The sequence below is a fragment of the Salinivibrio sp. ES.052 genome, assembly GCF_900141775.1.
Classification (GTDB): domain Bacteria; phylum Pseudomonadota; class Gammaproteobacteria; order Enterobacterales; family Vibrionaceae; genus Salinivibrio.
The window spans coordinates 905,125-929,775 of record NZ_FSRI01000001.1 but is presented as its reverse complement, the minus strand read 5'-3'; the positions used below and the strand labels follow the sequence as shown (position 1 = coordinate 929,775).

At 49.1% G+C, this 24,651-nt stretch carries 19 protein-coding genes; 5 read left to right on the top strand and 14 right to left on the bottom strand.

The window, feature by feature from the left end; all coding sequences use genetic code 11:
- Nucleotides 1-18: 18 nt before the first annotated feature.
- From BUQ98_RS16765 to BUQ98_RS04270, 4 genes are all read right to left on the bottom strand, one after another.
- A protein-coding gene (locus BUQ98_RS16765) for an IS3 family transposase (protein WP_139294610.1) occupies nucleotides 19-1,247 on the bottom strand; the annotation gives its coding sequence in 2 pieces (ribosomal slippage) (nucleotides 19-896 and nucleotides 896-1,247; 1,230 coding nt in all).
- 132 nt (nucleotides 1,248-1,379) lie between these two features.
- Nucleotides 1,380-2,282, bottom strand: a complete 903-nt coding sequence (gene nagK / locus BUQ98_RS04280) for an N-acetylglucosamine kinase (RefSeq protein WP_074212651.1) — start codon at nucleotides 2,280-2,282, stop codon at nucleotides 1,380-1,382.
- 109 nt (nucleotides 2,283-2,391) lie between these two features.
- Nucleotides 2,392-3,144, bottom strand: coding sequence for a tRNA-uridine aminocarboxypropyltransferase (locus tag BUQ98_RS04275; RefSeq protein WP_074212650.1), 753 nt, complete (start codon nucleotides 3,142-3,144; stop codon nucleotides 2,392-2,394).
- A gap of 128 nt (nucleotides 3,145-3,272) precedes the next feature.
- A complete protein-coding gene (locus BUQ98_RS04270) occupies nucleotides 3,273-3,617 on the bottom strand; it encodes a DUF3802 family protein (RefSeq protein ID WP_074212649.1) in 345 nt (114 codons plus the stop codon).
- Between the two features lie 422 nt (nucleotides 3,618-4,039).
- On the opposite strand from BUQ98_RS04270, the gene BUQ98_RS04265 reads away from it, so the two are divergent.
- From BUQ98_RS04265 to BUQ98_RS04255, 3 genes are all read left to right on the top strand, one after another.
- Nucleotides 4,040-7,156 carry a hybrid sensor histidine kinase/response regulator gene (locus BUQ98_RS04265; RefSeq protein WP_175566285.1) on the top strand — a complete coding sequence of 1,039 codons (3,117 nt, stop codon included), beginning with the start codon at nucleotides 4,040-4,042 and terminating at the stop codon, nucleotides 7,154-7,156.
- Nucleotides 7,157-7,276: 120 nt separating this feature from the next.
- Nucleotides 7,277-7,963, top strand: a complete 687-nt coding sequence (locus tag BUQ98_RS04260; RefSeq protein ID WP_074212647.1) for a DUF3334 family protein — start codon at nucleotides 7,277-7,279, stop codon at nucleotides 7,961-7,963.
- A gap of 389 nt (nucleotides 7,964-8,352) precedes the next feature.
- Complete coding sequence (locus BUQ98_RS04255) at nucleotides 8,353-9,801, top strand: glyceraldehyde-3-phosphate dehydrogenase (protein ID WP_074212646.1); 1,449 nt, start codon at nucleotides 8,353-8,355, stop codon at nucleotides 9,799-9,801.
- Nucleotides 9,802-9,915: 114 nt separating this feature from the next.
- On the opposite strand, the gene fruA is transcribed toward BUQ98_RS04255, so the two are convergent.
- From fruA to fruB, 3 genes are read right to left on the bottom strand one after another with little or no spacing between them, the layout of a single operon-like run.
- A complete protein-coding gene (gene fruA / locus BUQ98_RS04250; RefSeq protein WP_083605192.1) occupies nucleotides 9,916-11,652 on the bottom strand; it encodes a PTS fructose transporter subunit IIBC in 1,737 nt (578 codons plus the stop codon).
- Nucleotides 11,653-11,680: 28 nt separating this feature from the next.
- Entirely contained in the window at nucleotides 11,681-12,637 is a 957-nt protein-coding gene (pfkB, locus tag BUQ98_RS04245) for a 1-phosphofructokinase (protein ID WP_074212644.1), read from the bottom strand.
- Nucleotides 12,634-13,809 (bottom strand): fused PTS fructose transporter subunit IIA/HPr protein, encoded by a 1,176-nt coding sequence (gene fruB, locus BUQ98_RS04240; protein WP_074212643.1) that lies wholly within the window; start codon nucleotides 13,807-13,809, stop codon nucleotides 12,634-12,636. Before fruB ends, pfkB begins: the two co-directional genes overlap by 4 nt.
- Nucleotides 13,810-14,224: 415 nt before the next feature.
- Between fruB and cra the strand changes: the two genes are divergently transcribed.
- Nucleotides 14,225-15,238 carry a catabolite repressor/activator gene (gene cra, locus BUQ98_RS04235; protein ID WP_074212642.1) on the top strand — a complete coding sequence of 338 codons (1,014 nt, stop codon included), beginning with the start codon at nucleotides 14,225-14,227 and terminating at the stop codon, nucleotides 15,236-15,238.
- Here cra and BUQ98_RS04230 read toward each other — a convergent pair.
- The 7 genes from BUQ98_RS04230 to rsuA form a co-directional block, all read right to left on the bottom strand.
- Entirely contained in the window at nucleotides 15,235-16,347 is a 1,113-nt protein-coding gene (locus BUQ98_RS04230) for a lipocalin-like domain-containing protein (RefSeq protein WP_074212641.1), read from the bottom strand. The genes cra and BUQ98_RS04230 overlap by 4 nt on opposite strands.
- Nucleotides 16,348-16,363: 16 nt before the next feature.
- Entirely contained in the window at nucleotides 16,364-18,835 is a 2,472-nt protein-coding gene (locus BUQ98_RS04225; protein ID WP_074212640.1) for an ABC transporter permease, read from the bottom strand.
- Entirely contained in the window at nucleotides 18,816-19,487 is a 672-nt protein-coding gene (locus BUQ98_RS04220) for an ABC transporter ATP-binding protein (RefSeq protein ID WP_074212639.1), read from the bottom strand. The genes BUQ98_RS04225 and BUQ98_RS04220 overlap by 20 nt, the downstream gene beginning before the upstream one ends.
- Before the next feature lie 146 nt (nucleotides 19,488-19,633).
- Complete coding sequence (locus BUQ98_RS04215; RefSeq protein WP_254813874.1) at nucleotides 19,634-21,013, bottom strand: MATE family efflux transporter; 1,380 nt, start codon at nucleotides 21,011-21,013, stop codon at nucleotides 19,634-19,636.
- A gap of 98 nt (nucleotides 21,014-21,111) precedes the next feature.
- On the bottom strand, nucleotides 21,112-21,753 hold the full coding sequence (locus tag BUQ98_RS04210) for a DUF2913 family protein (RefSeq protein ID WP_074212637.1): 642 nt from the start codon (nucleotides 21,751-21,753) through the stop codon (nucleotides 21,112-21,114).
- Nucleotides 21,750-22,958, bottom strand: a complete 1,209-nt coding sequence (locus BUQ98_RS04205; protein WP_074212636.1) for a Bcr/CflA family multidrug efflux MFS transporter — start codon at nucleotides 22,956-22,958, stop codon at nucleotides 21,750-21,752. The genes BUQ98_RS04210 and BUQ98_RS04205 overlap by 4 nt, the downstream gene beginning before the upstream one ends.
- Nucleotides 22,959-23,166: 208 nt before the next feature.
- On the bottom strand, nucleotides 23,167-23,859 hold the full coding sequence (rsuA, locus tag BUQ98_RS04200; protein WP_074212635.1) for a 16S rRNA pseudouridine(516) synthase RsuA: 693 nt from the start codon (nucleotides 23,857-23,859) through the stop codon (nucleotides 23,167-23,169).
- A 287-nt stretch (nucleotides 23,860-24,146) separates the two neighbouring features.
- Between rsuA and BUQ98_RS04195 the strand changes: the two genes are divergently transcribed.
- Nucleotides 24,147-24,608, top strand: a complete 462-nt coding sequence (locus BUQ98_RS04195) for a GNAT family N-acetyltransferase (RefSeq protein WP_074212634.1) — start codon at nucleotides 24,147-24,149, stop codon at nucleotides 24,606-24,608.
- Nucleotides 24,609-24,651 lie beyond the last annotated feature (43 nt).

Below are 24,651 nucleotides of genomic sequence, written 5' to 3'. Positions count from 1 at the left end.
AATATAGGTTGACAGTTTTTAGGCCAGCTCCAGTAGCTGGCCTTTTTTATTATGCACCTGATTGGGGGTTGCCATACTTAAACTTAGGTGCGGTCTCATTTCGTTGTATATCGCTATCGATTCTTTTACCAGTATTTTAAGCTCTGTCAGTGTCTTACACCGGTACAGTAAAAACTCATGCTTCAGTATGCCATTGACTCTTTCCGCTAACGCGTTTTGGTAGCAATCATAACCATCCGTCATCGACGGCTGGATTTGACTCTCCTGTAGCGCACTCTGATAAACGGCTGAGCAGTATTGCGAACCTCGGTCTGAGTGATGTACCGCATTGCCGATATAGCGCTTATCTTTGACGGCCATTTTCAGCGCTTTCACTACATTGTCGACTTTCATATCTTCGCTAACGTGATGACCCACTATCTTGCGTGAGTTGGCATCGGTCACCAGTGACAGATAGTGCACACCTTGGTCTGATTCAACATAAGTGATGTCGCTGACCAGTACATGCGCAGCATCATGCAGTCCGTCTTCTTTTAGCAGGTTAGGATGCTTCTTCATCCAGTGCTTACTACACGTAGTTTTTGTGTAGCTTTTCTTGGGTTTAACCAGTAAGCCTTCGCTTCTCAGATAGCTAAAAAACCCGTCTCGCCCTAGCTTAATTTCGTGTTCAACTAGCTTGGGCTTTACCAACGCGTAGAGCTTACGCGCCCCTAACCTCGGCATATACTTACGCCAGTATTGGACCCAGTCTCTGATGATTGATAGTTCAGCTCTTCGGCTTTCCATTCGAGCAACGGCTTGATAGACACCTTGCCGAGAAATGCCTGTGGCACGACATGCCGCCGCTAACTTTATTTTACTTTTGGCTTTGGCTTGCCAGATGTACCGGATAAGTACTTTTTTCTGAGGCCGGCTCCGTACTCATTGTCCATGATATCGACCATACCATTGAGGATTTGGTTACGCAGTTTCTCTTCGGCTAACTCACGCTCAAGGCGCTTGATAGTTTCGGATGGGGTTTCTTTTGAATGTGGCATAAGGGGATGCTGAAATGGCTTCGACCAATCGAGTCTACCATGTTTTCTGAGCCAGACGAGTACCGTTGAGCGGCCCTGAATGCCAAAACGGGCTTGAGCTTGTTTGTACGTCATTTCGCCTTTTTCAACACGCTCTACAACGCCTAATTTAAAGGCTAAGGTGTAATCACGTTGCGTGCGCTTACGGCTTGAATTACTTGATGTTGTCATAAAGAAGTCCTCTTTATGTCAACGTATTTCAGGACGGGACAGTTAACGATAAAAAAGCCGACACCTAATGTCGGCTTTTTTCATTTGAAATAGCACCATTTCAAAATTCAAGTAGCGAAAATGCCTCATCCGCTAAGCCAGGTGCAAAAATGCAGCTCCACGAACCCCACCAGCATCACCATGCTGAGCTTTAACAATATCCGGAGCATTTGCAGCAGACAGGAGGTGTTTCGGTAAGCGCGCAGGAATAGCTTGATAAAGTTCATCAAAGTTAGACAAGCCACCGCCAAGTACCACCATGTCTGGATCAAAGGCCGTTAAAATGCCACCTAGAGACATCGCTAGCACATCAAAGAAACAGTCAACAAATGCCACCGCATCGGAGTCACCTTGACGATAGTTTTCGATAATCTCAATGGCTGATAACGGCTGATAAAAATGGGCATACAACTGCTCAAACCCACGCCCCGATAGATAATTGTCTAAGCAGCCTTTATTACCACAGCCACAGTTAAACATTGGAGGATGCTCACCTAACCGAAACCACGCATCAATCGGCATCCGCATATGGCCAACTTCCCCTGCCATCTGGTTTTTACCATTGATCACTTTCCCGTTGATGACCAAACCACCACCAAACCCTGTACCCAAGATTAGCCCTAACACGGTTTTCGCCGATTGCGCTTGCTCATCCCAAGCTTCTGAAAGAGCGAAGCAGTTCGCGTCATTACTGATACGTACTTCACGATCAACACGCGCCTCTAAGTCAGCACGCAAGGGTTTCCCATTCGCAGCAGGTACGTTAACAGTTAATACGGTTCCATCTTCGGCTTGTGAGCCTGGAATACCAATACCAATTGTTCCCTTCGTGCCCAACAGCGCATCGTACTTTTCCACCAACCGCACCAATGTGTCGATTAATGCGGGGTAATCTTGCGTTGGTGTTGGGTGACGCTCGGTCGCAACACGATTGAGTTGTTTATCGAAGGCGCCAAATTCAATTTTTGTGCCGCCCACATCGAAGCCGTAATACATGGCTAAGTCACCTATATGTTTGTCGTTATATAACCAGATTATTCACGAAAAAAAGCGATAAGTCCGTGAGTCTTGGCAAATTTCGTTGTTTTTTAATCACATTTTAGAGCTAGACTGCCTCATCGGCTTTGTGGCGCGCTTGATGTGTTATAAATACAGCCAATGCATCCCTATCGGGCAATGTCTTCTGTCGTTTACCCGCGAGGTATCGCTCCCTAAACACATCAAACCACTGATTAAGGTACTCAGCGACTTCTGGCTCTTGGTTAGCGACTAGGGTCTCGGCAGCCACTTCTGCGGTCGCTAGCTGATTCTCTCCGTGCGCATCACGAACCTGATAACGCGAGAATGCCTGAGCTTGAATACTCAAAACCGGCAGATGATCAAGCCAAGGGCTTTTTCGGAAGATTTTTTTTGCTTCCCGCCATGTACCATCAATGATGATAAAAAGTGGCCGTTTTCCTGAGGGAGGATTATTTGGCACGTTGACTACGCGCTCTGACGCTGCATATTGAGCAGGGAAAACAACGTAAGGTTGAAAATCAGGGTGAGATAACATTGCCAACATCTCAGGATCGGGAGCGGTTCGCGACCAAATAAAGGCATGGGTATCTTCCACACAATCTGCGATAAGACGTCCAGTATTACTTGGTTTTAATACTTCATCGTCATACATGAGCAGTATAAAAGCCGCTTGGGTTTGACGTGCTGCTCGATGCGCACAGACACAATAGTGGCGAACCAACATGCAGTACTGGCAACGATCGACCCCCGCACCACGCGCAAGATAAGGACGCGTTGCACGGGCTAAGCGCGTCTTATAAAGGCGTTGTATGGCGTGACTCTGCTCTGGCTCTGGCATCAATACATCTGGATTGTGGGTTATGGCCGCCTAGTATACCAAATCTAATGATGCTATCGCGGCCATGCTGGCAGGGAAAGAGGTATTGAGAGGAAATCGCACCATGGTTGACGTTCTTAGTCCTCCCATTAGCGGAGCTCAACCATCGCACCATCAAACAAATTTTTAACCAGGGCCACATATTCTTCTAAAAAACCGACCTGCTCAGCAGTAACAGGTTGCTCCCATCGTCCTGCTAAGACTTCTTCCATGTCTTCAACCACACGATCGGCCTCACGCAGTATGGTGAACCGCAGTGCGGACGAGAGCCCAGGATTTTGTTCACAAATGGTCATGATGTTAGAGGCGACTAAGTCGTGCACGATATCAGCAATGGTGTCATTGCCAATGGCTTCACCGGGTTGTTCAAACACAGTAAGATTAAACGCAAAGTGTTCGATCAGTGCTTGATACCCGTCTGAGTCTACTACCATGGTTACTTGTCCTTAGACTGTTCATATGCCGCTAGTGTATCGCGAACATCCGCGATATGCGCCCCTTGAGGACGAAATTAGAAACCGAGTCACGCTTCGCAGCGCTTAACGCACTGTATATTATAAGATAGCATGCGCAATAACTCACGCAGCCATCATACTGGTTATATACATTGCCAAAACTACGATTGGCTAAGCATATTAACTTAGCCAATAATAAGCTTAACTCATACAAACGACTGACCCAGCCTCTTTTGCAGTATAGTCCTAGTTTGCCGTGATAAAAGCAAGCAACACCACACAGCACAACGTAATACGGATAAGCTCAGAATCAATCGCCCACAAGGATGTAGGAAAAACCCATGAAGGTAAACCGCTCCCGCCCATTTAGTAAAAGTATTGTCAGTAAAATTGGATTGATCATGACTTTTATTACCCTAATGGTGCTGGGGTTATCAGTCTCAAGCTACATCATGCAAGAGCGGGTCAACCAAGATGTGGAGCGCGCGACCAACCAGGAAATTCCGAGTGCAATTATCACCATGAAGATGCTGCGAGCCGCCAGCGACATGAACGCGAGCATGCTTAAGTATGTGATGGGACGACATGAGTCGCTTGCTGTTTTTCTAGAAAATCAGCAGACCTTTGAAAACTCATTGAAAAAACTTCGTGATATCAAACCTAAGCCACAGCCACAACTCAGTAAGATCAGTCAACTCTATGAACGCTTTCAGCGGATTGCGCATCAAAAAGTGTTAACCGAGTTTGACCCTGTGGCTGAACAATGGGCACGTAAACAAGTCATGCGCTTATCAATTGATGTCGTCCGCCCAATTGATAATCTGATTGCCGAGCTAAAAGCCGCACAATCGCTCACACAACCAGATAACGTCGCTATCTTACAATACCTTGATGAACTCGTTGATGAAAATGGAGACATGCTCACCGAGCTCAATCAATACTTAGAAGGTAGAGAAAGCAGTCGACAGCATTTTGTCGAGGACATGGCTACTTTCGAGCGGTATCTATCGTTAGCTCAATTCGAACTCAACGATCCCGCGTCACTCAAAAAAGTGGCATTGCTGGAGAGTCATTTCACCAGCCTTAAACGCAGTGGTATTGCCATCTTTAACAACTATCAACCGAGCGCTAAAGTCGGCGCGATGATGGCTGTTCGTACCTTAAGTGATCAAGAGTATCAATCACTTGAAGACGCCTTATCCACCTTTGCCCAAGAGACAGGCAAAGTGGTCAGCGGCTCCATGATCAATTTACAATCGATTCTTCATTCCAACCAACTCAATCTCGGTTATCTATTGTTATTTATTTTGTTTGTGAGTGGTGCAATGTACCTTTATATCTATCGCACTTTCACACAGCCGATTGCTGTCCTTGCTGACTCAATGCAACGACTCGTCGAAGGCGATATGACCCCTCCCGACAGTTATTTCCAAGATAGAACAGATGAAGTCGGTAAGATTGCACAGGGTTTGGTAATATTTCGTGCTCACATCATCTCTCGTAATCAAGCGCGAGAGCAGCTAATGGCAGAAAAAGAGCGGGCGGAAAGTGCATCACGGGCCAAAGCGCAATTCCTTGCGACTATGAGCCACGAAATCCGGACACCCATGAATGGCGTTATTGGCATGATCGATATGTTGCGCCGTTCTTCATTAACGCAGTCACAACACAGTTTGCTCAGTACAGTAAGAGAGTCCGCGCTCTCTTTGCTTTCTATTATTAACGATATACTCGACTTTTCCCGTACCGAAGCAGGTAAGCTCCAGTTTGAACGTGTTACCTTTTCACTGTCAGAAACCGTTGAGCAAGTGATGGACACCGTGAGTCATGAGGCCAGCAAACGAAACGTCACTCTGTCACTCTTTATCGCTCCAAATTTGCCCGATCAATATATCGGTGATCCTAACCGGCTAAAACAAGTCCTTTTTAACTTAGTCGGCAATGCGATTAAATTCTCCGGAGGCTCGAACCAGGTGCAAGGGCTGGTGGATGTGCGAATCGTGCCGTCCATCACGGCCCCGCCAAAACAAGCCGGTTTATCCTTCATCATTAGCGATAATGGTATCGGTATTGATCCAGACAAACTGGAAACGATATTCCAACCGTTTAACCAAGCCGAATCATCGACCACCCGTGAATATGGAGGCTCGGGTCTTGGTTTAGCGATTTGTAAAAATATTATCGACTTACTCAATGGTGATATTGAAATTAACAGTGAACAAGGGAAAGGAACTCAGTTTACCGTCAATTTGAGTTACGGGATCTGTCCCTTAGCTGAACAACCGTCGGCACCCATCGATTACCATAATATTGCGTCATTACTGATTTATCTTGATTTGCCAGATAGCGCGCTTAAAACAGCAATATGTGCTTACCTTGATCATTTAGGCATTAAACATGACACCGTTGATCTCGAACAAACCGCCAGAACATATGATCAGGACCATGCTACCCATCATATAATTTTGATCACCAAACGCACGAATCCAGACAATGCCATTAACCGGCTCGCTGTTGATCACGTGATCGTGCTAAAAGAGACCTTGTCACTGGCGACCCACCCCAATAAACGCATTGTTGAGCTTTTTGCCTCGCCACTGACTTACCGCCGTTTGGTGCATGGTATCCGGGTATGTTTAGGACTCGAAAGTCCAGATATCAGCATGCTAGGTGAGTCGAACGAGCCATCTCTTACCCCTCCGCCATTAAGCATAGAACCACGAGAAAACGCAGCTGGGGTTATCCGTGGACGCATTCTCGTCGCAGAGGACAACCCCACCAATCAGCAGGTTTTAACCCAACAACTTCGCTACCTGGGCTATCACGTCGTCATGGTTGATGATGGCAAACAAGCGCTTGAAGTCTATCAAAACGATAAGTTCGATTTAGTTTTAACCGATTGCCACATGCCGAATAAAGATGGCTACGCGCTTGCTGCCGCATTACGTGAAATCCAACGCTCTTCTCCACGCGTTCCTATTATCGCCATCACCGCTAATGCACTCAGCGGCGAAGAAACCCGTTGTAGCGAAGCAGGGATGGATGATTACATCACTAAACCCATTGAACTAGACCAACTCGACAACCGATTGAGTTATTGGCTCAATCAGCGTGACACCCCAGCACCAATAAACGCTGACGACGCCCCCACAAAAGTCTGCCCCCCCTCTCCTGACGTTTTAGATCTAAGCGTGGTTAAACGCCTTTACGCTGGCCAATTCACGGCCTTTAAAGAAATCGTCGCTATTTTTCAGCAGCGTAGCCTACCAAGCCTTATCGAACTGGCTCAGGCTCAACCGCCATTTGATGACTGGAAGCACATTAAAGATGCGGCTCATAAGCAAAAATCCGCCGCGGGCAGTATTGGGGCCACAGAGTTACACCAAACATGCCTTGACGCAGAGCAAGCCGCTCAAACGGAAGATACCCATGCTTTATTAGAGGCGCTACACCGAATGCAAAAAGCGATGACTCGGCTCGTTGACACGCTGGATAATATCGATGCGAACCATCGCTAGTACCCTGACATCGCTAATGAATGTGATCCCTTATCCGGATATCCGGAAAATCAGTGTACAAATCTGACAATCCGGTGCCACACTGACAGTAAGTTCCATCAACCATTATGGTAGTGAATAATGAGAAAAACCAAAGTTGTCACCTCCGAGGACATCCTGCTTAAGCTTTGTCAGTCCGCCACGGCAGTATTAACCAAGGCCACTGATTCTCCGGTACACCATGCTGCCATGGTGCAAAAGATCGTAAAAACAAGCCTTAAACCTGACATAGGCTGTTTTGTGTTATTTGATGGCGGGTTCTCTGGGCTCGTGGTGATTAATTTCTCTTCCGCTGCGGCATTAGAGATTTATCGAAACTACATGCAGCATATGGGGATCCCAGAAGAAGAGCTGGCCACGTTACATACCGCCGATGAAGTGGGCGATGTACTCGGTGAGCTAATGAACCAAATCATTGGTGACTTTACCGGTAAAATTAAACGCTCGATTCAAACATCAATTACGCAAAACCAACCGAAAATGATGGCGGTGAATAAAAACATATCCGTTTCCGTCGACAGCAATATTGATAAGCCTCAGGCACGCCGCGTCAGCTTTACGACCGAACAGAATCATATCTTCTATCTTGAGCTGGCGATGGAACGTACTGAGTTCATTCAACTGCAAGATTTCGAAGAAGGTGAAGAGGTTGATCCTGATTCTATCCTAGAAGCGGAGACGGTTCGCCGGCTCGAAGAAAAGTCTACGGATAAAAGTGAAAAGAAAGATGGTGGTAGTAACGACTTGTTAGATGAGCTCGGCATTTGATGCTCCGATGTGTAAACGTGAAAAAATGATTAGCAACAAGTGGCAATCCTGTCACTTGTTCGTTCCTTCTTTGGGCTCGCACACTTTCCCACTTAATTTACCACCTAAAATAAAAAGCCATTCCCCTCGCTTTAACTCACAGTAATATTGACTAACTGTGAGTTGTTTCATTTTAGTATCAACATTGATCACATTTAGATCGCCTTACTCACACTGTAACCCGCAAGATAGTGATCCTTTAGTGCTTGAATAAAGAGACTTATTTTTAGTAGGTGAATAATTCTGCATCATTTAGACTGCGCCACAAAATTATAAGGCTGACAATGATCAGTCATCGTCCCTACTGGGCACCCTGCCCACCCACTATCATTCGTGAAAAAGGTCGATTCATGAGTCCAGAACACTACTTGCTCGATTGGCAAACCAGTCAAACCCACTCTGAAACCATGTATCCGCTGCTTAGTCAGCTTTACCGCCAAAAAGGTGTGGAAATTCAACTTTTTGGTCGCCAGCTCATTAATGCCAGTACCATCGATATCATCAAAGCACACCGAGTCGCACGTCGATATACCGGCGGCACATTGGCACCCAGCCAAACATTGCCTCTCATCGAGGTCATGGCAGAGCTGGATCTGGCCCCCAGTAAAATTGATATTGGCCAACTCGCATGGACATACTGGCAATCGCATGACAATGCGAATGGCATTTCAGACTTTATCCACAATCAGCTAAGTCATTTAATGGGTACCGGAAATGGTGTGGACCCCAAAGATGTGGTGCTCTACGGCTTTGGCCGCATAGGTCGCTTACTTGCCCGTTTGCTCGTCGAAAAAAGTGGTCCAGGCTATCCATTGCGTCTTCGTGCGATTGTCGTCCGGGGCGGAAAAGAAGGCGATTTAGAAAAACGGGCCAGCTTGTTGCGTCGCGATTCGGTGCATGGACCATTTAACGGCAGCATCACCGTCGATGAGGCACGTAATGCTGTGATTGCAAACGGTAATTTCATTCAAGTGATTTATGCTAACAATCCTACCGAGGTCGATTATACCCAGTATGGGATTAATAACGCCTTAGTGGTCGATAATACGGGCATGTGGCGTGATGAAGAAGGCTTAAGTCAGCATCTCGACAGCAAAGGATCGCAGAAAGTCTTATTGACCGCACCGGGTAAAGGTAGCCTTAAAAACGTCGTCTTCGGTGTGAATCATGACGTGATTGGTGAAGAGGATACGATCATCTCGGCCGCGAGCTGCACCACCAATGCAATTACGCCGGTGTTAAAGGCCATGCATGATAAATTTGGTATCGAGAATGGCCACATTGAAACGGTGCATTCTTTCACCAATGATCAGAACCTGATTGATAACTACCATAACGGAGACCGTCGAGGACGCTCGGCATCCCTCAATATGGTATTAACCTCAACAGGCGCTGCGAGCGCGGTGGCCAAAGCACTCCCTGACCTCAAAGGGAAACTCACTGGCAACTCTGTTCGTGTCCCTACCCCAAATGTCTCTATGGCTATCGCGAATCTCAACTTAAACAACACAACGGACAAAGATGAAATAAATGCCTATCTACAAGACGTGGCACTGTACTCGCCGCTTTCTGGGCAAATTGATTTCACCCAATCTACCGAGCTCGTCTCAAGCGATCTTATTGGCTCTCGTTTTGCCGGTGTTGTGGATAGCCAAGCCACCATTGCCGAGGATAACCGTTGCGTGCTTTACATATGGTATGACAATGAATTTGGTTATAGCTGCCAGGTTGTCCACTGTATGGAAAAAATGATGGGCGTACGTTACCCAATGGTGCCGGAGCCAGAAGCCTTATCATAGGTCGTCTCGCCATCGAAGACTCTGCCATATCAATCGCAGTCGTACATTGAGCTTATGTACAAAACAAAAAAGGCCCATCAGGGCCTTTTTCGATACGGTCTTTCGCTGAGATCACTAAGACTGCTTTTCGGCTGTCAACGGTGAAGGTTGGCTGACCGGTTTAAGTACCGCATACACCAACCCGGTGACTACGGTACCCGCTGCGATAGCTGCCAAATACATAAACACAGGGCTAATGGCATTCGGGATTAACAGCACGAATAAGCCACCGTGTGGCGCCATGAGTTTCGCGCCAATTAGCATCGACATGGCTCCCGTAAGGGCCCCACCGGCAATACATGAAGGAATAACACGCATTGGATCTTTGGCCGCAAACGGGATCGCCCCCTCAGAGATGAAGCACAAGCCCAGAACAAATGACGCTTTGCCCGCTTCTTGCTCCGCATCGTTAAACTTACGCTTAGCCAAGAAGGTGGACAAGCCCATCCCCAGCGCTGGGACCATGCCCGCGGCCATAATAGCGGCCATAGGCATATAGGTACCACTCTCAATCAAGCCCACGCCAAAGGTATACGCCGCTTTGTTCACGGGCCCACCGAGGTCAAAACACATCATTGCCCCCAGTAACACCCCTAAGATCACCGCATTGGTTGAGTTCATACCTTGCAAGAACGTGGTAAGAGCGTCCATTGCCACAGACACAGGGCCACCCACGACATAGATCATCACCAAACCGGTAAACAAACTCGCCAATAAAGGGATCACCAAGATAGGCTTCAGTGCCTCCATTGAGGCCGGCAAGATCACTTTTTCAGCAACAAACTTGGCACTGTAACCGGCAATAAAGCCCGCGAGTATTCCTCCCAAGAAACCAGCCCCGGTTGAAGCCGCCAGCATCCCCCCGATAAGACCCGGCGCCAGACCAGGACGGTCAGCAATCGAGAAGGCAATAAAGCCCGCCAATACTGGCACCATCAGAGCAAATGCGCTGCCACCACCAATTTGCATTAAGGCGGCGGCTAACGTTCCCTCTTCCTTAAAGGCCTCAATCCCAAAGACAAACGATAGCGCAATCGCTAAGCCACCAGCGACGACCAGCGGTAGCATATGCGATACCCCTGTCATCAAGTGCTTATAAACGCCGGTTCGTTCACCTTGACCAGCGTTTGAACTCGACGAATTGGAAGAGGACGTTTGATATACATCTGCATTAGCCAAGGCGTCATCTATGCTTTGCGCCGCTTTTTTCAATGCAATGCCAGTACTGGTTTTGTACAGACGCTTCCCCGCAAAGCGACTTAAATCAACCTCTATATCCGCTGCGATAAAGACCAGGTCGGCCTCTGCCACTTCTTGGTCGGTTAAGCCATTTTTAGCCCCCACCGAACCGCGCGTTTCAATTTTTACCTGGTAGCCTTTCGCCTTCGCGGCTTCTTCAATCGCTTCAGCAGCCATAAAGGTATGAGCCACACCCGTTGGACACGCGGTAATACCGACAATGCTTAACGGCTTACTCGATACACTGGCGGTACCTGTGTCGGATTGATAAGGCTGCGCGTTGTCTGACACTGCATCAAGCACCGCTTGCGTATCCGCCATCACCTCATCCAAGCTTGCTTGGTAAACTGATTTATTATTAAAGCGTGCGGTGTTTTCTGGCGCGCCGACGAGCAGCACTCGTTCGGCTTGTTCTATATCAGCAGCCGACAAAGGCGTCGTCGCTTGAATACTCGACTGACACTCTATCTGCGCAGTCAATCCTTTGGCCTCGGTCGCTTTTTCAAGCAGCCCCGCGGCAATAACCGTATTAGCAACACCACTTGGGCATGCCGTCACAATAACCAGTTTCATACCTTTTACCCCACTCATAGATTGGTTTTTATTGCGCGCGCACAGACAACTCAACCGGCGACACGCTGATTTGTTCGGTTAATTGGTTCACGTCTTCAATATCGCCAACACCGACCCCTACTTGGGTAACCGCCAGTGCAGACAAAGCCACCGCGCGACAAAGCGCTGCTTCTTTCTTCAACCCGGCTTGGCATCCCCATACCAAACCGGCAACCAGCGAATCGCCAGCCCCAACGGTACTCACCACGGTTTGCGCAGGTGCAACCGCTTTCAGCCAACCTTGGTGATCACGCCAAAGTACGCCATCGACCCCACGAGAAATCACAATATTGGCGATACCTTGGGCAAAGAGCTGCTCACCCCGTGCCAGTAATTCCGCTTGCTCATTCGTGATCGGTGCATTAAGACACTGTGCCAGCTCCGCTTCATTGGGTTTGATTAACCAAGGGACCGCATCAACCGCTGCACGTAAGGCGTGTTGGCTCGTATCAACAATCACCTTTTTCCCTTTTTGACTGAGCGAGGATATCCAAGTATTCAACTGCACCGTCGATAGCCCCGGCGGCAAACTTCCAGCCAGCACGATCCACTCGTGGTCATCGGCAAGAGACAGCAAAGCCTCAGTGAATGCATCAATATGCGTTTGCTCAACAGCCATGCCGGGAAAATTCAAATCCGTGACACGACCATCTTTTTCAACCAGCTTAACGTTGGTGCGGCTAACACCTGGCACCCGCAAGAAGTGATCGTGAACCCCTTGCTCGGTAAAAAGGTGCGCAAAAGGATCTTGGTTATCTGCACCAAGAAACCCGGAGACGGACACATCTGCACCCAAATCGCTCAAGACACGCGCGACATTGACGCCTTTGCCCGCCGGATGCAGGTTATAGTTTTGCACCAAGTTGACATCCCCCGCTTGTAAGACACCCAAGGCACCTGTCATATCGAGTGCGGGATTAAAGGTCACGGTTAGAATGGCACTCATGCGTGTTCCCCCAAACCGTCTTGAATCGCGGCTCCTAAAGCAGCAATTGCCTCCTCAGCATCAGTTCCACTGGCGGTAAACTGCAGTTGATGACCATGTTTAACCCCCAGTGCGATCACCTTCATGAGGCTTTTCGCATTGACGGCGGGTGATTGAGTCGAGGCATTTGCAACTTTGATATCTGCACTGAATTTTTTCGCGGTATTAACCAACATCGCACCGGGGCGCGCGTGCAGCCCATGCGCATTGGTAACGGTGAATAAGCCACTTTCGCCATCAATCGCCATTGCATCGGACAATGTCGCGGGTTCACAAGGTGCACTTGGTAAGGATGAACCTTGCGTCAAGGCCGCAATCAAAGCGTCTGGCGAGTCATTCGTACAGGTAGAGAGTTGATTGCTGATCTTCCACTCCATCAGGGTCTCCAGGACAGGAAGGTGCAATGCATTATTCGCCGCCATACACCACAACGCACTAACAGGCTGTGATTGATGTGTGAGCGAGCAAGCAGGCATCACCAAAGAAATTCCGGTTTTCTGCACGCCCTCAGCCGCTCCTAAAAGCCAATGACCTTGACCAAGATGCACCGGGCTAGACGCCATAAGTGCACTCACGCCATGGCTATCTAAGCAATGATGGTTTTTTAATAACCCCGCGGCGACCGCTTGGAGTGTCGTCATGTCGGTGGCAGGAAATCCAGTAAGAATCATCTCTGGCTTGAAAACCAAGGCTTGAGGGTCTGTTGCCTTGCCATTGAGCAAGGCGACCACTTCTTCAGCACCACGGATGGTTTTCAATTGCGCTTCGACCCCATCTTGAGAGAGTACATGCGTCAGCTGCCGCAGAATGCTTAAGTGTTCGTCAGATTTGGCCGCGATACCAATCGCCACATAAGCGATATTTCCTTCGCCCCAGTCAACGCCGTTAGGAAAATGGAAAACTTGAACACCCGTTGCTTTTACTTGGTCTCGGGTGTCCGTCGTGCCATGTGGAATGGCAATTCCGCTTCCAAGAAACGTGCTGGTTTGCGCCTCTCGGGCTAACATGCCATCTTGATAACCTGCTTCCACCAATCCTTTTTGTGTCAGCTCTCCGGCGATGGCTTTGATTGCTTCTTGCTTAGAGGCAGCATGTTGCTGCATATGAATATCTTGTGCATTAAGTGCCAGCATGAGGCCTATCCTCTTTTTCAGTGCCATGTGCACTGGTTGATGTAGTGGTCAGCCACGTCAGTGTTCGCTGCCATGGCATTGTGTGTCTGTATCAGTGGGCCCTGCGGGCAGCCGTTATCTGCTCCACACCAGCTGAATCGTTTCAGCTTTGAGTTACAGTTCTTCATCAATGCAACGTCAATGACCGATGGGCCCTTGTTATTCCCATTGTAGTCGTCATTCTCGACGTTTGGCGCAATCGTTCTTTCTCGAAACGTGTGATGCTGACGTGATTAACATCATCAGCTGAAACCTTTCAGCTTTAAGGCTGAATCGTTTTAGCTTATAATGCAAATATATTCTGGATCGGAAGTGCGTAAACTTTGATCGCATTCACAAAGCCATCAATAACGATCGGCCACTCAAGGATTGCTTTATGAAGCTAGATGAAATTGCCCGTCTCGCTGGGGTGTCACGAACAACCGCAAGTTATGTGATTAATGGCAAAGCTGATCGTTACCGGATCAGCGAAAAGACACGTCAGCGCGTGATGGCCGTCGTTGAACAGCACAATTATCAGCCTAACCGTGCAGCAACCGCCTTACGAGCAGGCACCACTCACACCCTGGGCTTAGTGGTTCCCGATCTTGCCAATACCAGTTATGCCACATTGGCTAAATTGTTCGAGCGTAAAGCCCATGACCAAGGTTATCAGGTGATCATTACGGGGTCGGACGATGATCCAGAACGTGAAAAAGTGGTCGCTGAAACGCTGGTTTCAAGAAAAATCGATGCCCTGATCGTGGCTTCATGCTTACCCGCCAATCATCCCTTTTATCCCCAACTTCAACGCCAGGGCACACCCATTGTGGCCATTGACCGGGGTTTAGATGCGACTCAATTTGCCAATGTACTCAGTGACGATGCCAAAGGGGCGTATCAGCTGACCGAAATGCTAATCGCTCCCACAGATGTATACCAAGCAGGATTGATAGGGGCCGTACCCTCACTGGCAATTTCACAAGACCGCGAAAGGGGGTTTCATCAGGCTTTGAGCGCTCAACAAGTCGATGGACAGGTACGTTATGGCCACGCATTTAGCCGCGCAGAGGGACAACGGCTAATGACCGAATGGATAGAAGCCGGAGACTTACCCGATGCACTGCTAACCACCTCTTTTACCCTTTGTGAGGGCGTACTGGATGCGATTCGCCAGACGGGGATTGCACCGACTGCACTGTATTTCGCCACGTTTGGTGACAGCCGTATATTGGACTTTCTGCCGTTTGGGGTGCAGTCACTCCCTCAACAATTTGAAGCGATCAGTGACGCGGCACTGAGTCTCGCCATCTCCGCGGCTCAAGGTGATAATCACCCTGGTGTGATCACCGTCGATCGCCAACCGATTTGGCGCCCTCATCAAACCCAAGCTTGGGTCGGTTTAGGTTAATACCCAGTCGCCTCCATAAACCCACGGCCTGTTGTGCTGCCTTTTACTCGCACGGGCCCCTCCCAATAGGGAATACTTAAATCCATCCAACTTTGTACATTAAGTGGCTGGGTAGTGATATCAATCCCCTCGCCTGGCACCTTTATTTGCCAGCCAATCGGTAAGCTTGCTCCTTGAGTCATTTTGGCATGGCTGACTGGTAGCATTTTAATGTCCGTTTGATGAAGCGAGACAACTCGCCCATTGGGGTACGCTAATGACCCGAACACAAATGGCTTAGTGCCGCGGATTTGAGTGACCATTAAGGCTCGTCCGTCATCCAAATTTAGCCCAAACCAATCCCAGCCCGTTTGGCCCTTTGCCATCGCACCGCTTGACCACTCTTTATCAAACCAGCCTTTACCCGTTACCGGAATAGTCTCACCATCAAGGGTCAGTTGACCTTTAATCATTAATTGAGGCAACGAGAAATAATACGAAGCGGAAGGTTGGTTAGCGTGGCGTACACTGTATCCTTTATCACCTTGTTTTACTCTCAACCCCCCATCAGCCACCTGGAGCGAAAACCCAACGGGTGTATTCTGACTCGGCAATGACGCACGAACTTGAGCAGGTAGCGGCTGATCGCCGCCTAGCCATTGCCAATCATCTAGCCAAGCTTGGAAGGGTGACAGCGTCACACCAGCTTGACCGATACCACCACGGGCAAAGCGCTCGGCTTCCCATTGTTTGTCACCACGAGTGATCGCAACATGCGCCATGTAAAGTTGTTGGCTCGCCCACCCTGATTCAGTGCTCGGATGAAGCGCACGACGAAACAGTGTCCATTGCACACCATATTCTTGCCCTGACCGATCACTGAGCGTCGCTGTCAGATACCACCATTCGGTTGCAAATGCTGGGTGGGAAACCATGTCTTGTGGGTAATGGGGGCGATAATCGTGTGTAACGGTAGCAAAACCACTTTGCTGAGCAAAAACATCAAAACCACGTACCGACTCAGAAGCTGGAGGTGGTGGCTTACCCCACCCAATCAATGCACCAATAAGGACAATGACTGCCAGCCCCAATAACGAACGCCAGAGGTGACTAATTCCTCTCAGATTCATTCTCACTGCATGTCTCCTATTGCGCATCACGTAAAGAGGCTGCCGCGGTGCGTTTAAGCATTCGATAAACGGGCCAAGCTCCCGCTACCATCAACGCTAACATCGACAGGCCAATCGTCGTTGCGTAGCTCACTGGGAAGAAGCTCATCGACATCGTCCAACCAAACGAGGCTTTGAGTACCACATGGATCAGCATCCCCGCAAGCACTAACCCCAGCGGAATGGCGACTAAGGCACTGCCAAGGCCCAAGAGCACTAATTGACCGCCCCCAAGAGCAACCAGTTCACGCCCCGATAAACCCAGATAACGCAATAAACTATACTGACGTTGCCGTGATAGCTCAGTGGCCAACGTGGAGAAGAACAATCCGCCAATGGCGACAATCAACATCAGCACACATAAGCTTTCTGTCACAGTAAAGGTACGATCAAAAATACGCATGGCGTAGCGCATAATGTCTGCTTGGTTTTGTACTTGCCCATTGCTTAAACTAAAGCGCGCATTGATCCTATTCACAAAGTGATCGCTTTTAGTGTCCTCGTTCAACACCACAGCCAGCGATGGTCTTCCTTGTTTCAACCATTGTCCCACATCACCTCGAGCAGAAACCACCAACTGTCCATAAGGGTTACCATAATCGTAATACACCCCCGCCACTTGCCAACGCTCCCCCATCGGAGCGGGAAGGTTCACCATTTCACCCACATTGACACCAAACTTAGCGGCCAACGACTCACTCAGCAGCACGGCACGCTGCTGGTGCAATTGCGACCAATAATCCGGTTGCACGGCTTTAACCGCTAACGCTTGTTTTTCTAGTGGACGATTACCTACTGACAACACTTCAAGACGGCCCTGTGGCGCCGCAAGTTCGCGCCGATAGGTCGCCCAAAATTGCGAGACATCATCTTGCTCGACGAGCCATGACGCCATTCGTGGTAGCAGCTCATTACTGGGTCGTACATAGACATCTGCGGCCAAGCGTTGCTGCAGCCAAGTCTCTGTACTGGTGCGAAAACTCCCCACCATCGTTTCCATACCTATATGCGCAGAAATGGCAAGCATAAAGGCCATTGCCGCGACACCGCGATAACTAAGGCTCGCCGCTGCATCGGTAAAAAACCATCGCCACCGTGCGCCCGCATAACGGGTTGCTAACGCATGAAACAACCCACCGCACACATAAGGGAGGGCTAAAGCGGCACTTAACATCGTCAATGCAATAAGGGTGAACCCTTGCCATTGGCTGCTCTCCCAATAAGCCACGCCCCAAGCAGCGACGCCCAGTAAAATGGCTAAGATCGCTTGTACCGCGTATTCACGGTGTGTCCCTCGAATGAGTGTCATGCGTTGAGACAAGCGTCCGGGCGATGTGTTGATCAAGCGAACTAATGGCCAAGCGGACGCCATTGCCGCCCCTAGTATCGCGAGTAGCACACTGTACAGGCCCCACTGCCACTGCCAATGCATCACCAAATCAATGTCAGCACCGTACAGATCAGACAACGTCGTTGCGACCGCAGGAAGCAATTGATTCGCCAAGATCATGCCCAATACATTACCGCTCACTACCCCGAGTGAAACCCAAGCGAATAATTCCGCCACCATCACCAAAGACAGTTGACGACCATCGACCCCTAACTGCCGGAGTAAGCCGACAAGAGGCTGACGTTGTGTCATCGAAAGAGAAATTGCTTGGTAGAAAATAAAGAGCCCCACCACAAATGCCAGTAACCCCATCGCCAGTAAATTTAGATGGAAAGCACGGGTTAGCGGACCCAGTCGCGTCGCTTGAGTTTTTGTCAGTGTGAGCGCAGGAGGTAAAACGCTACGGATGTGTTGGCGTTCCGCTTGAGTAAGTTCTCCGCACAACACCTCGGCAATCCCAGAGTGAGGCGATAAAGAACGTAACAGTGCCATATCGGCAACCAAATACGTTCCCATACTCAGCGCATCATTATCTACGATGCGCAATGGCCCAATCGCAGGATAATCAAGCAAGGTGATCATTTGACCGTCTTGCCAACCTTTATGATTAGCCATGGCCTCACCCACATAGACAGGATACGGAGGAGTCATTGCGTTCACGGGAGAAATCCCAGTTTGCGGTTCCTCACCCAACCCGCGTTCAGACAAAAGCGGTAACATCGCAATGATGTCCACGCCCATTAAATTAATATCATTAAGTGACGGCGTCACAACTTGTAGGCGATCCACCGGCACACACTGGGTAAAGCCAGCACGCCGCAAGTCAATGTAAAACGCTTGCGGGACGCGTCTCGTCCGCTGAGTATGATGAATACTGAATGGATACGGATTACTGAATAACTTGGCCCCTTCACGATAGCTTTTCTGCGCGTGTTGGTTGATCGATAGCACCCCCACGAGCAACGCGACGCCGAGGGTTAGTCCTAACCAAACAAGCAGGATCTGAAAAGGATGGCGGCGATAGTGCCCCCATAATGCGTTAGCGACGGGGCCGAACACTGAGCACGCCTCCTTGCAGCCCAACACTGCCTTGTAAGTAACTGGCCACAGTATCACTGTGCGTCACTAGCAAAAGGCTCGCCTCTTGCTGGCGCGTTAAGGTGGTCAGCAAACGCATTACCGCATCCGCATTACGCTCATCCAAGCTACCCGTTGGTTCATCAGCTAGCATTAACTTGGGCGACATATATAAGGCTCGCGCGATCGCAGCACGTTGCTGCTGCCCACCAGACACTTCTTCCGGATAGCGGTTTAATAATGGCATCAGGTCAAGCTGAGAGACAATTTGTCGCCAAAGGCTCGCATCACCTTTTAGCCCTTTTAATTGGCGGCAAAATCGGATGTTATCGGCGATAGATAGCGTGGGAAGTAAATTGAACTGCTGGAAGATAAGACCGATATTTTGACGGCGAAACTGTGTACGTGCCCGTTCATTTAAAGCATGTAATGGGGTGCCATCAAACCAAATTTCTCCATTATCTGGTTTATCCAGTCCCGCAATCAGGTTAAGCAACGTACTTTTTCCCGATCCGCTCTCACCCATCAACGCGAGTTGGCTAGTCGACGAAAGAGACATGGCGGCCCCTTGGAGCACAGGGTGAAAATCTCCCCCATCCTGATAACCCTTACAAAGCGCTTTAATAGCTAACATGCCAAATGCACACCCTTATCGTGTCTTAAATACAGCAATAAACGAGAACTAAGTCACACTGTTTAATTAATTTGGCAATGTACCCCAATTAAGGGACTGAGAAAAGAGCTAAAAATAATGGGCAGCTTCCCATTTTATATTTCCTATTATCCACGAGCATCACTGACAAGATTATTCAGCCATACGCCCGATTTCACCCGCAGTAAAGAGCCAACCCATTTCACCACCTCTTCTGTCGCTAACAAGGCATAAACCCAATAAACCGGCCACTCGAACACAACAGCCGCTGTAAGTACCACTGGAATGCCAATAAGCCACTGCGCGACAAAATCTTGCCCCAAGCAATAACGCACATCTCCACCCGCACGCAATACCCCAACAATCATCGCCATCGGAATGGTTTTTACCACAATAAGCACGCACATCGTCCAGTAGAAATACGCTGTAATTTGCGCTGTCTCCCCCGTCAGTGCTGGGAAAAAGCCCAGCACCCAAGGCTGAATCAACCACATCACGCAAGCAATGATCAGCCCAGCGATAAAGTTAAATAATGCCACTTGCCAGGCTTGATGGTACGCAGTCTCTGTCTGTTGCGCCCCGAGGTTATTACCGACCAAGACCGCGGCAGCATTAGCAGTACCGATCAGAAACGACAGCGAGAGTGACTCGACAGGGGTTATCACTGCGATAGCCGCAAGACCCGCTTCGTTAACGTGACCGATGATAGCGTGGTAGACGAACAAGCCAGATGACCACATTAAAAAGTTAAACGCCGTCGGTAACGAAAGTGACAAAAAGCGCTTTACAGCGACCAGGGTGAGTGAGGCTCGCCAATCAGCCAGAGAGAAGGCAACCAAATGCTGGCGGCGATACAAGTAGACGTATAAGGCAACAACCTCAACAATGCCACTGAGCACGGTCGCAACCGCTGCGCCCTTAGACCCCAACTCCGGCGCGCCCAAATGACCAAAGATGAACACCCAATTGAGCACCACATTGACACTGATCCCTACTCCACTAAAAAAGGTGCTGATCCCTGGTTTGTGCATCGCACGTAGGCCAGCAGCCAGTCCGGAGACACTGGCAAGACAAAACAGCGATAAACCGGCAATTTGCAAGTAGTCCTGGCCCAGTGAAATGACAGTGGGATTATCACTTGCAAAACCAATAATGGTATCCGCGTAGGCCCAAAAGACAAATGCGCTTAACGCCGCCGTAACATTCGTTAAGGTGACGGTCAGCGCCGTTTTTTCACGAAAACCTTGTCTATCACCCGCCCCCCAATATTGCGCCACCAACATCGATCCGCCAGTCATGGCACCGAAAATCAGCAAGGTAGAGACAAACATCGCCTTACCGGCAATACCAATGGCCGCCACGTCCGCTTCACTCAATTGTCCAACCATCAAGATGTCGACCAAACTGCGGCTGGAAAACATCATAGTTTGCAGCGCAATAGGCACCGCAATTAAAAGCAAGCGCTTTAAAAACACCGCATCAAAGAAGGGACGGGAAAGTACGGTCACACGAGACTCCAACCTATAGGGAACATATGTAGTTTACGTGGCTTTTAAAATAGAAAAAACCGCCCGGAAGCGGTTTCTTATCAGTCAATAGAGACCCATTAATGCGGCATCACCATCAAACTATCGGCTTGATTGTTCGGCCAAATACGATACTCAGCATGATATTTTACCTTCGATTTATAATCGGTGACCTTAGTCGGTGCAAGACGAGCCTGATGCGCCCAAGTTATCACCTCTACCTCTGGCCCGCGAACATATACGCTCAAAGGGACCGTCAGGTGATCATCGTCATCAAATGCAGCCTGAGTCGCTTGTGGGCACACCACCAACGAATGCTGCCCATCACAGATAATTTTCACTTTTCGATCAATCGAAGTCTGAGTATGGACCGTCCAACCGGCGTTGGTGGCTCGTTCAATTAACCGCTGTAATTGGTTTAGGTGTATGGGTGAAACCGCTTCGCCCACCGGAAACCAATCCGCATAGACTTGCTGAATACGAGAAAACTCTGCGTCTAGTCCCGCTTGCGTGCCCGCGCTACGTGCACGCTGTGTCCAACGCTGAAGGTCCGCTTTCACACTGTAGTGAAAACGCTGCTTTTTCATCGACTGCGCCACCCAACGCCCCAAAAAGGCCTCGCGCGCATTTGGCGCATCAGCCACTTTTTTTGCTGCAATCGCTGCCGCGAGATCCTCAAAGGCAGCCGCCATCACAGTTTGGATTTCGATGACATAACTCATGATTCTTTGCTTGCTAATAGCCAATAGAAAGCAGCAGAGAGTATCGCACAAAGGGCAATCGCGCCAACCATGCCCCAAGGCGTACCGTCTGAGGCGACTGCAACCCCTGCACCAACCAGCGAGCCAATCCCAAACCGCATTGTCCCCGCTAAAGAAGACGCGGTGCCTGCCATTTGCGGATAGCAGGCCAACAGGCAAGCCATGCTATTACTGCCGATGGTTGAAATCACCCCAACATACATCATAACTGGAACCACGGTACCCCAAAGCCCAACATCTAGCCATTGGAACACAGCAATCGCTATCCCAGCCGCCAGCTGTAGGCCAAGCCCTAGACGTAGCATCCAGTGCGACCCCATTTTGCGCACTAAGCGTCCGTTAATAAACGTCATCACAATTAAGCAAACAATGTTAAGAGCAAACAGATAACCAAACATCTGCGCGCTCACACCGTAATAATCAATGTAAACAAATGAGCCAGCGGTTAAGAAAGAGAACATCCCGGCAAATGAGAAGCCCGAACAAAAGATCATCCCCACTGCAAACGGTGTTTTTAACATACGCGCATAGTTACGCAATGACGCACCAATTCGCATTGGTGGCCGGTTTTCACGTGGTAACGTTTCCGGGATCCTAAAAATAATACAAAGAGTAACAAAACAGGCCCAGGCCGCTAATACCCAAAAAATGGCACGCCAATCAAACCAAATCAGTAAATAGCCCCCGATCATTGGGGCCGCAAGCGGTGCGATGGTCATCACCAAGGTAATAAACGACATGGTGCGCGCAAACTCCTCGCGCTCAAACATATCGCGAACTAAAGCTTGAATAATGACCGCGGCAGCAGCCCCCGCAAACCCTTGTGTCGCACGCACAAACGTGAGTACGTCTATGTCTTGTGCCATCGCACTGATCACCGCACAAATGAAAAACAGTGCTACACCGGCCAACATTACCGGCTTGCGGCCATAACTGTCGGAGATCGGGCCATGGAATAGCTGCCCAATAGCAAAGCCTGCCGTGTACGCGACCAAGGTTGATTTGACCGCGCTGCTTGGTGCATTTAAGTCCGCGGCAATCGCTGGCATGGCCGGGAGATACATATCAATCGCTAAGGGTGTCAGCGCTGCAATCGCACCAAGTACTAAGATCAAAAGCCAGCTTAATTGGGTTGGGGAAGCCGAGACAGCCGATGGTTGCGACATAACTCTCCTTAACGTAAAAGACAGGAAAAAGGGAAATAACGTGAGCGTGGTCAAAGTGTAACAATTTATTGTGTCGCTGTGGGAAAGAATGTCTTTCTCTCTGTCATCTTGTCTTAGCACTATGACACCCTGTCCGGACTAAAAAAGCACAGCAAATGCTGTGCTTTCCATTGTGACGAGAGCTCACGAGATGAGACAGGCGTGTTAATTAGCGTAACAGTGCAATTTCTTCATCCGTTAACGGACGATATTCGCCCGGCTCTAATGTTTCATCCAGTTCCAGTGCCCCAACCGATTCTCGGTGCAACGCTTCAACTTTGTTACCTACCGCCGCAAACATCCGTTTTACCTGATGGTATTTGCCTTCATGTATCGTCAGCAATGCCTCGTAGTCATCTACTTGCTCTAACTTCGCAGGCAAAGTAACTTGTTTCTCACCACGCAACATCACACCTTGTTCAAATTGACTGGCAGTATCTGCAGCAATCGGATCCGCTAACCATACGCGATACGTTTTCGTACATTGATGCTTAGGCGACGTAATGCGATGTGACCATTGGCCATCGTCAGTCAGCAAAAGTAAGCCTGTCGTATCCGCGTCAAGGCGGCCAGCAATATGCAGTTTCTCTCCATTCACTTCGTCTAACAGCACAAACACTGTGGGGTTAAAGGCATCTTCATGCGAGCACACCACACCAGCAGGTTTGTGCATCATGAAGTAGCGCGGCCCAGATAAGGTTAAAAGGCGACCCTCAAATTCAATCTCTGCCTCTTCACTGACTTTTACCGCGCCTGATTTGATCACGTTCCCATCAACAGTCACGCTCTCACTTTTCAGAACACGACTAGCCTGTGTTCTTGTCACCCCTAGGGTTTCACATAAAAACTTATCTAATCGCATATTACCGTTCATTACACCTGTGTTTGGCGCGATTATACGTCACATCGTCGCCAAGACACAGATCAAGTTTCACCATCTTTGGCAGCAAAAAATGATGCCATGACATAAACTCAATCCCATTATCTGAGCGATGCGTGAGTAATAATGCAAGCACTAGCGCACGCTTTTTGTTGAGACGCCGAGTCTGTCACATCGTGTCAATCCAAATGCTGATCGCGATTGAGCGTACCAGCTTGGCGAGTATGATACGGTCGTCTTGACCAATCAGTGATAAAAAAGGAAACACTATGATTGTCTCTCTTCGCCGCCCCGACGTCGATGCCGTTGAAACCTTATTAACGCTTTCACACGAACAGCATGAGCATGAGGCCTTATCTTTTGATCGCGAGCCTGTGGCTGCCACCTTTAACGCACTGCTAGCACAACCCGAGCGTGGCGATGTATTTCTGATTGATGTTGAGCATAGTGGCGATACCGAGACCATTGGTTTTTTAGTGTTAGCCTATAGCTTTAGCGTCGAAAATGGCGGTAGCGTTGGTGTGATTGACCAATTCTTTATTAAGCAAAGCTGGCGCCGCCAGGGCGTCGGCTCCCAAGTGATCCCAGAAGTGGAAAAACAAGCAACAGCCAGAGATTGTGTTGCTGTGATTTTAGAAATGAACATTGGTAATAAAGGTGCTCGTCTATTTTATGAGCAATTTGATTATCAACCACGTCGTCAACATTGCATCCTCACCAAACGGCTCTAACGCACCCAAACCGATCGCAGAGCAAATAACCTGTACCTAACTG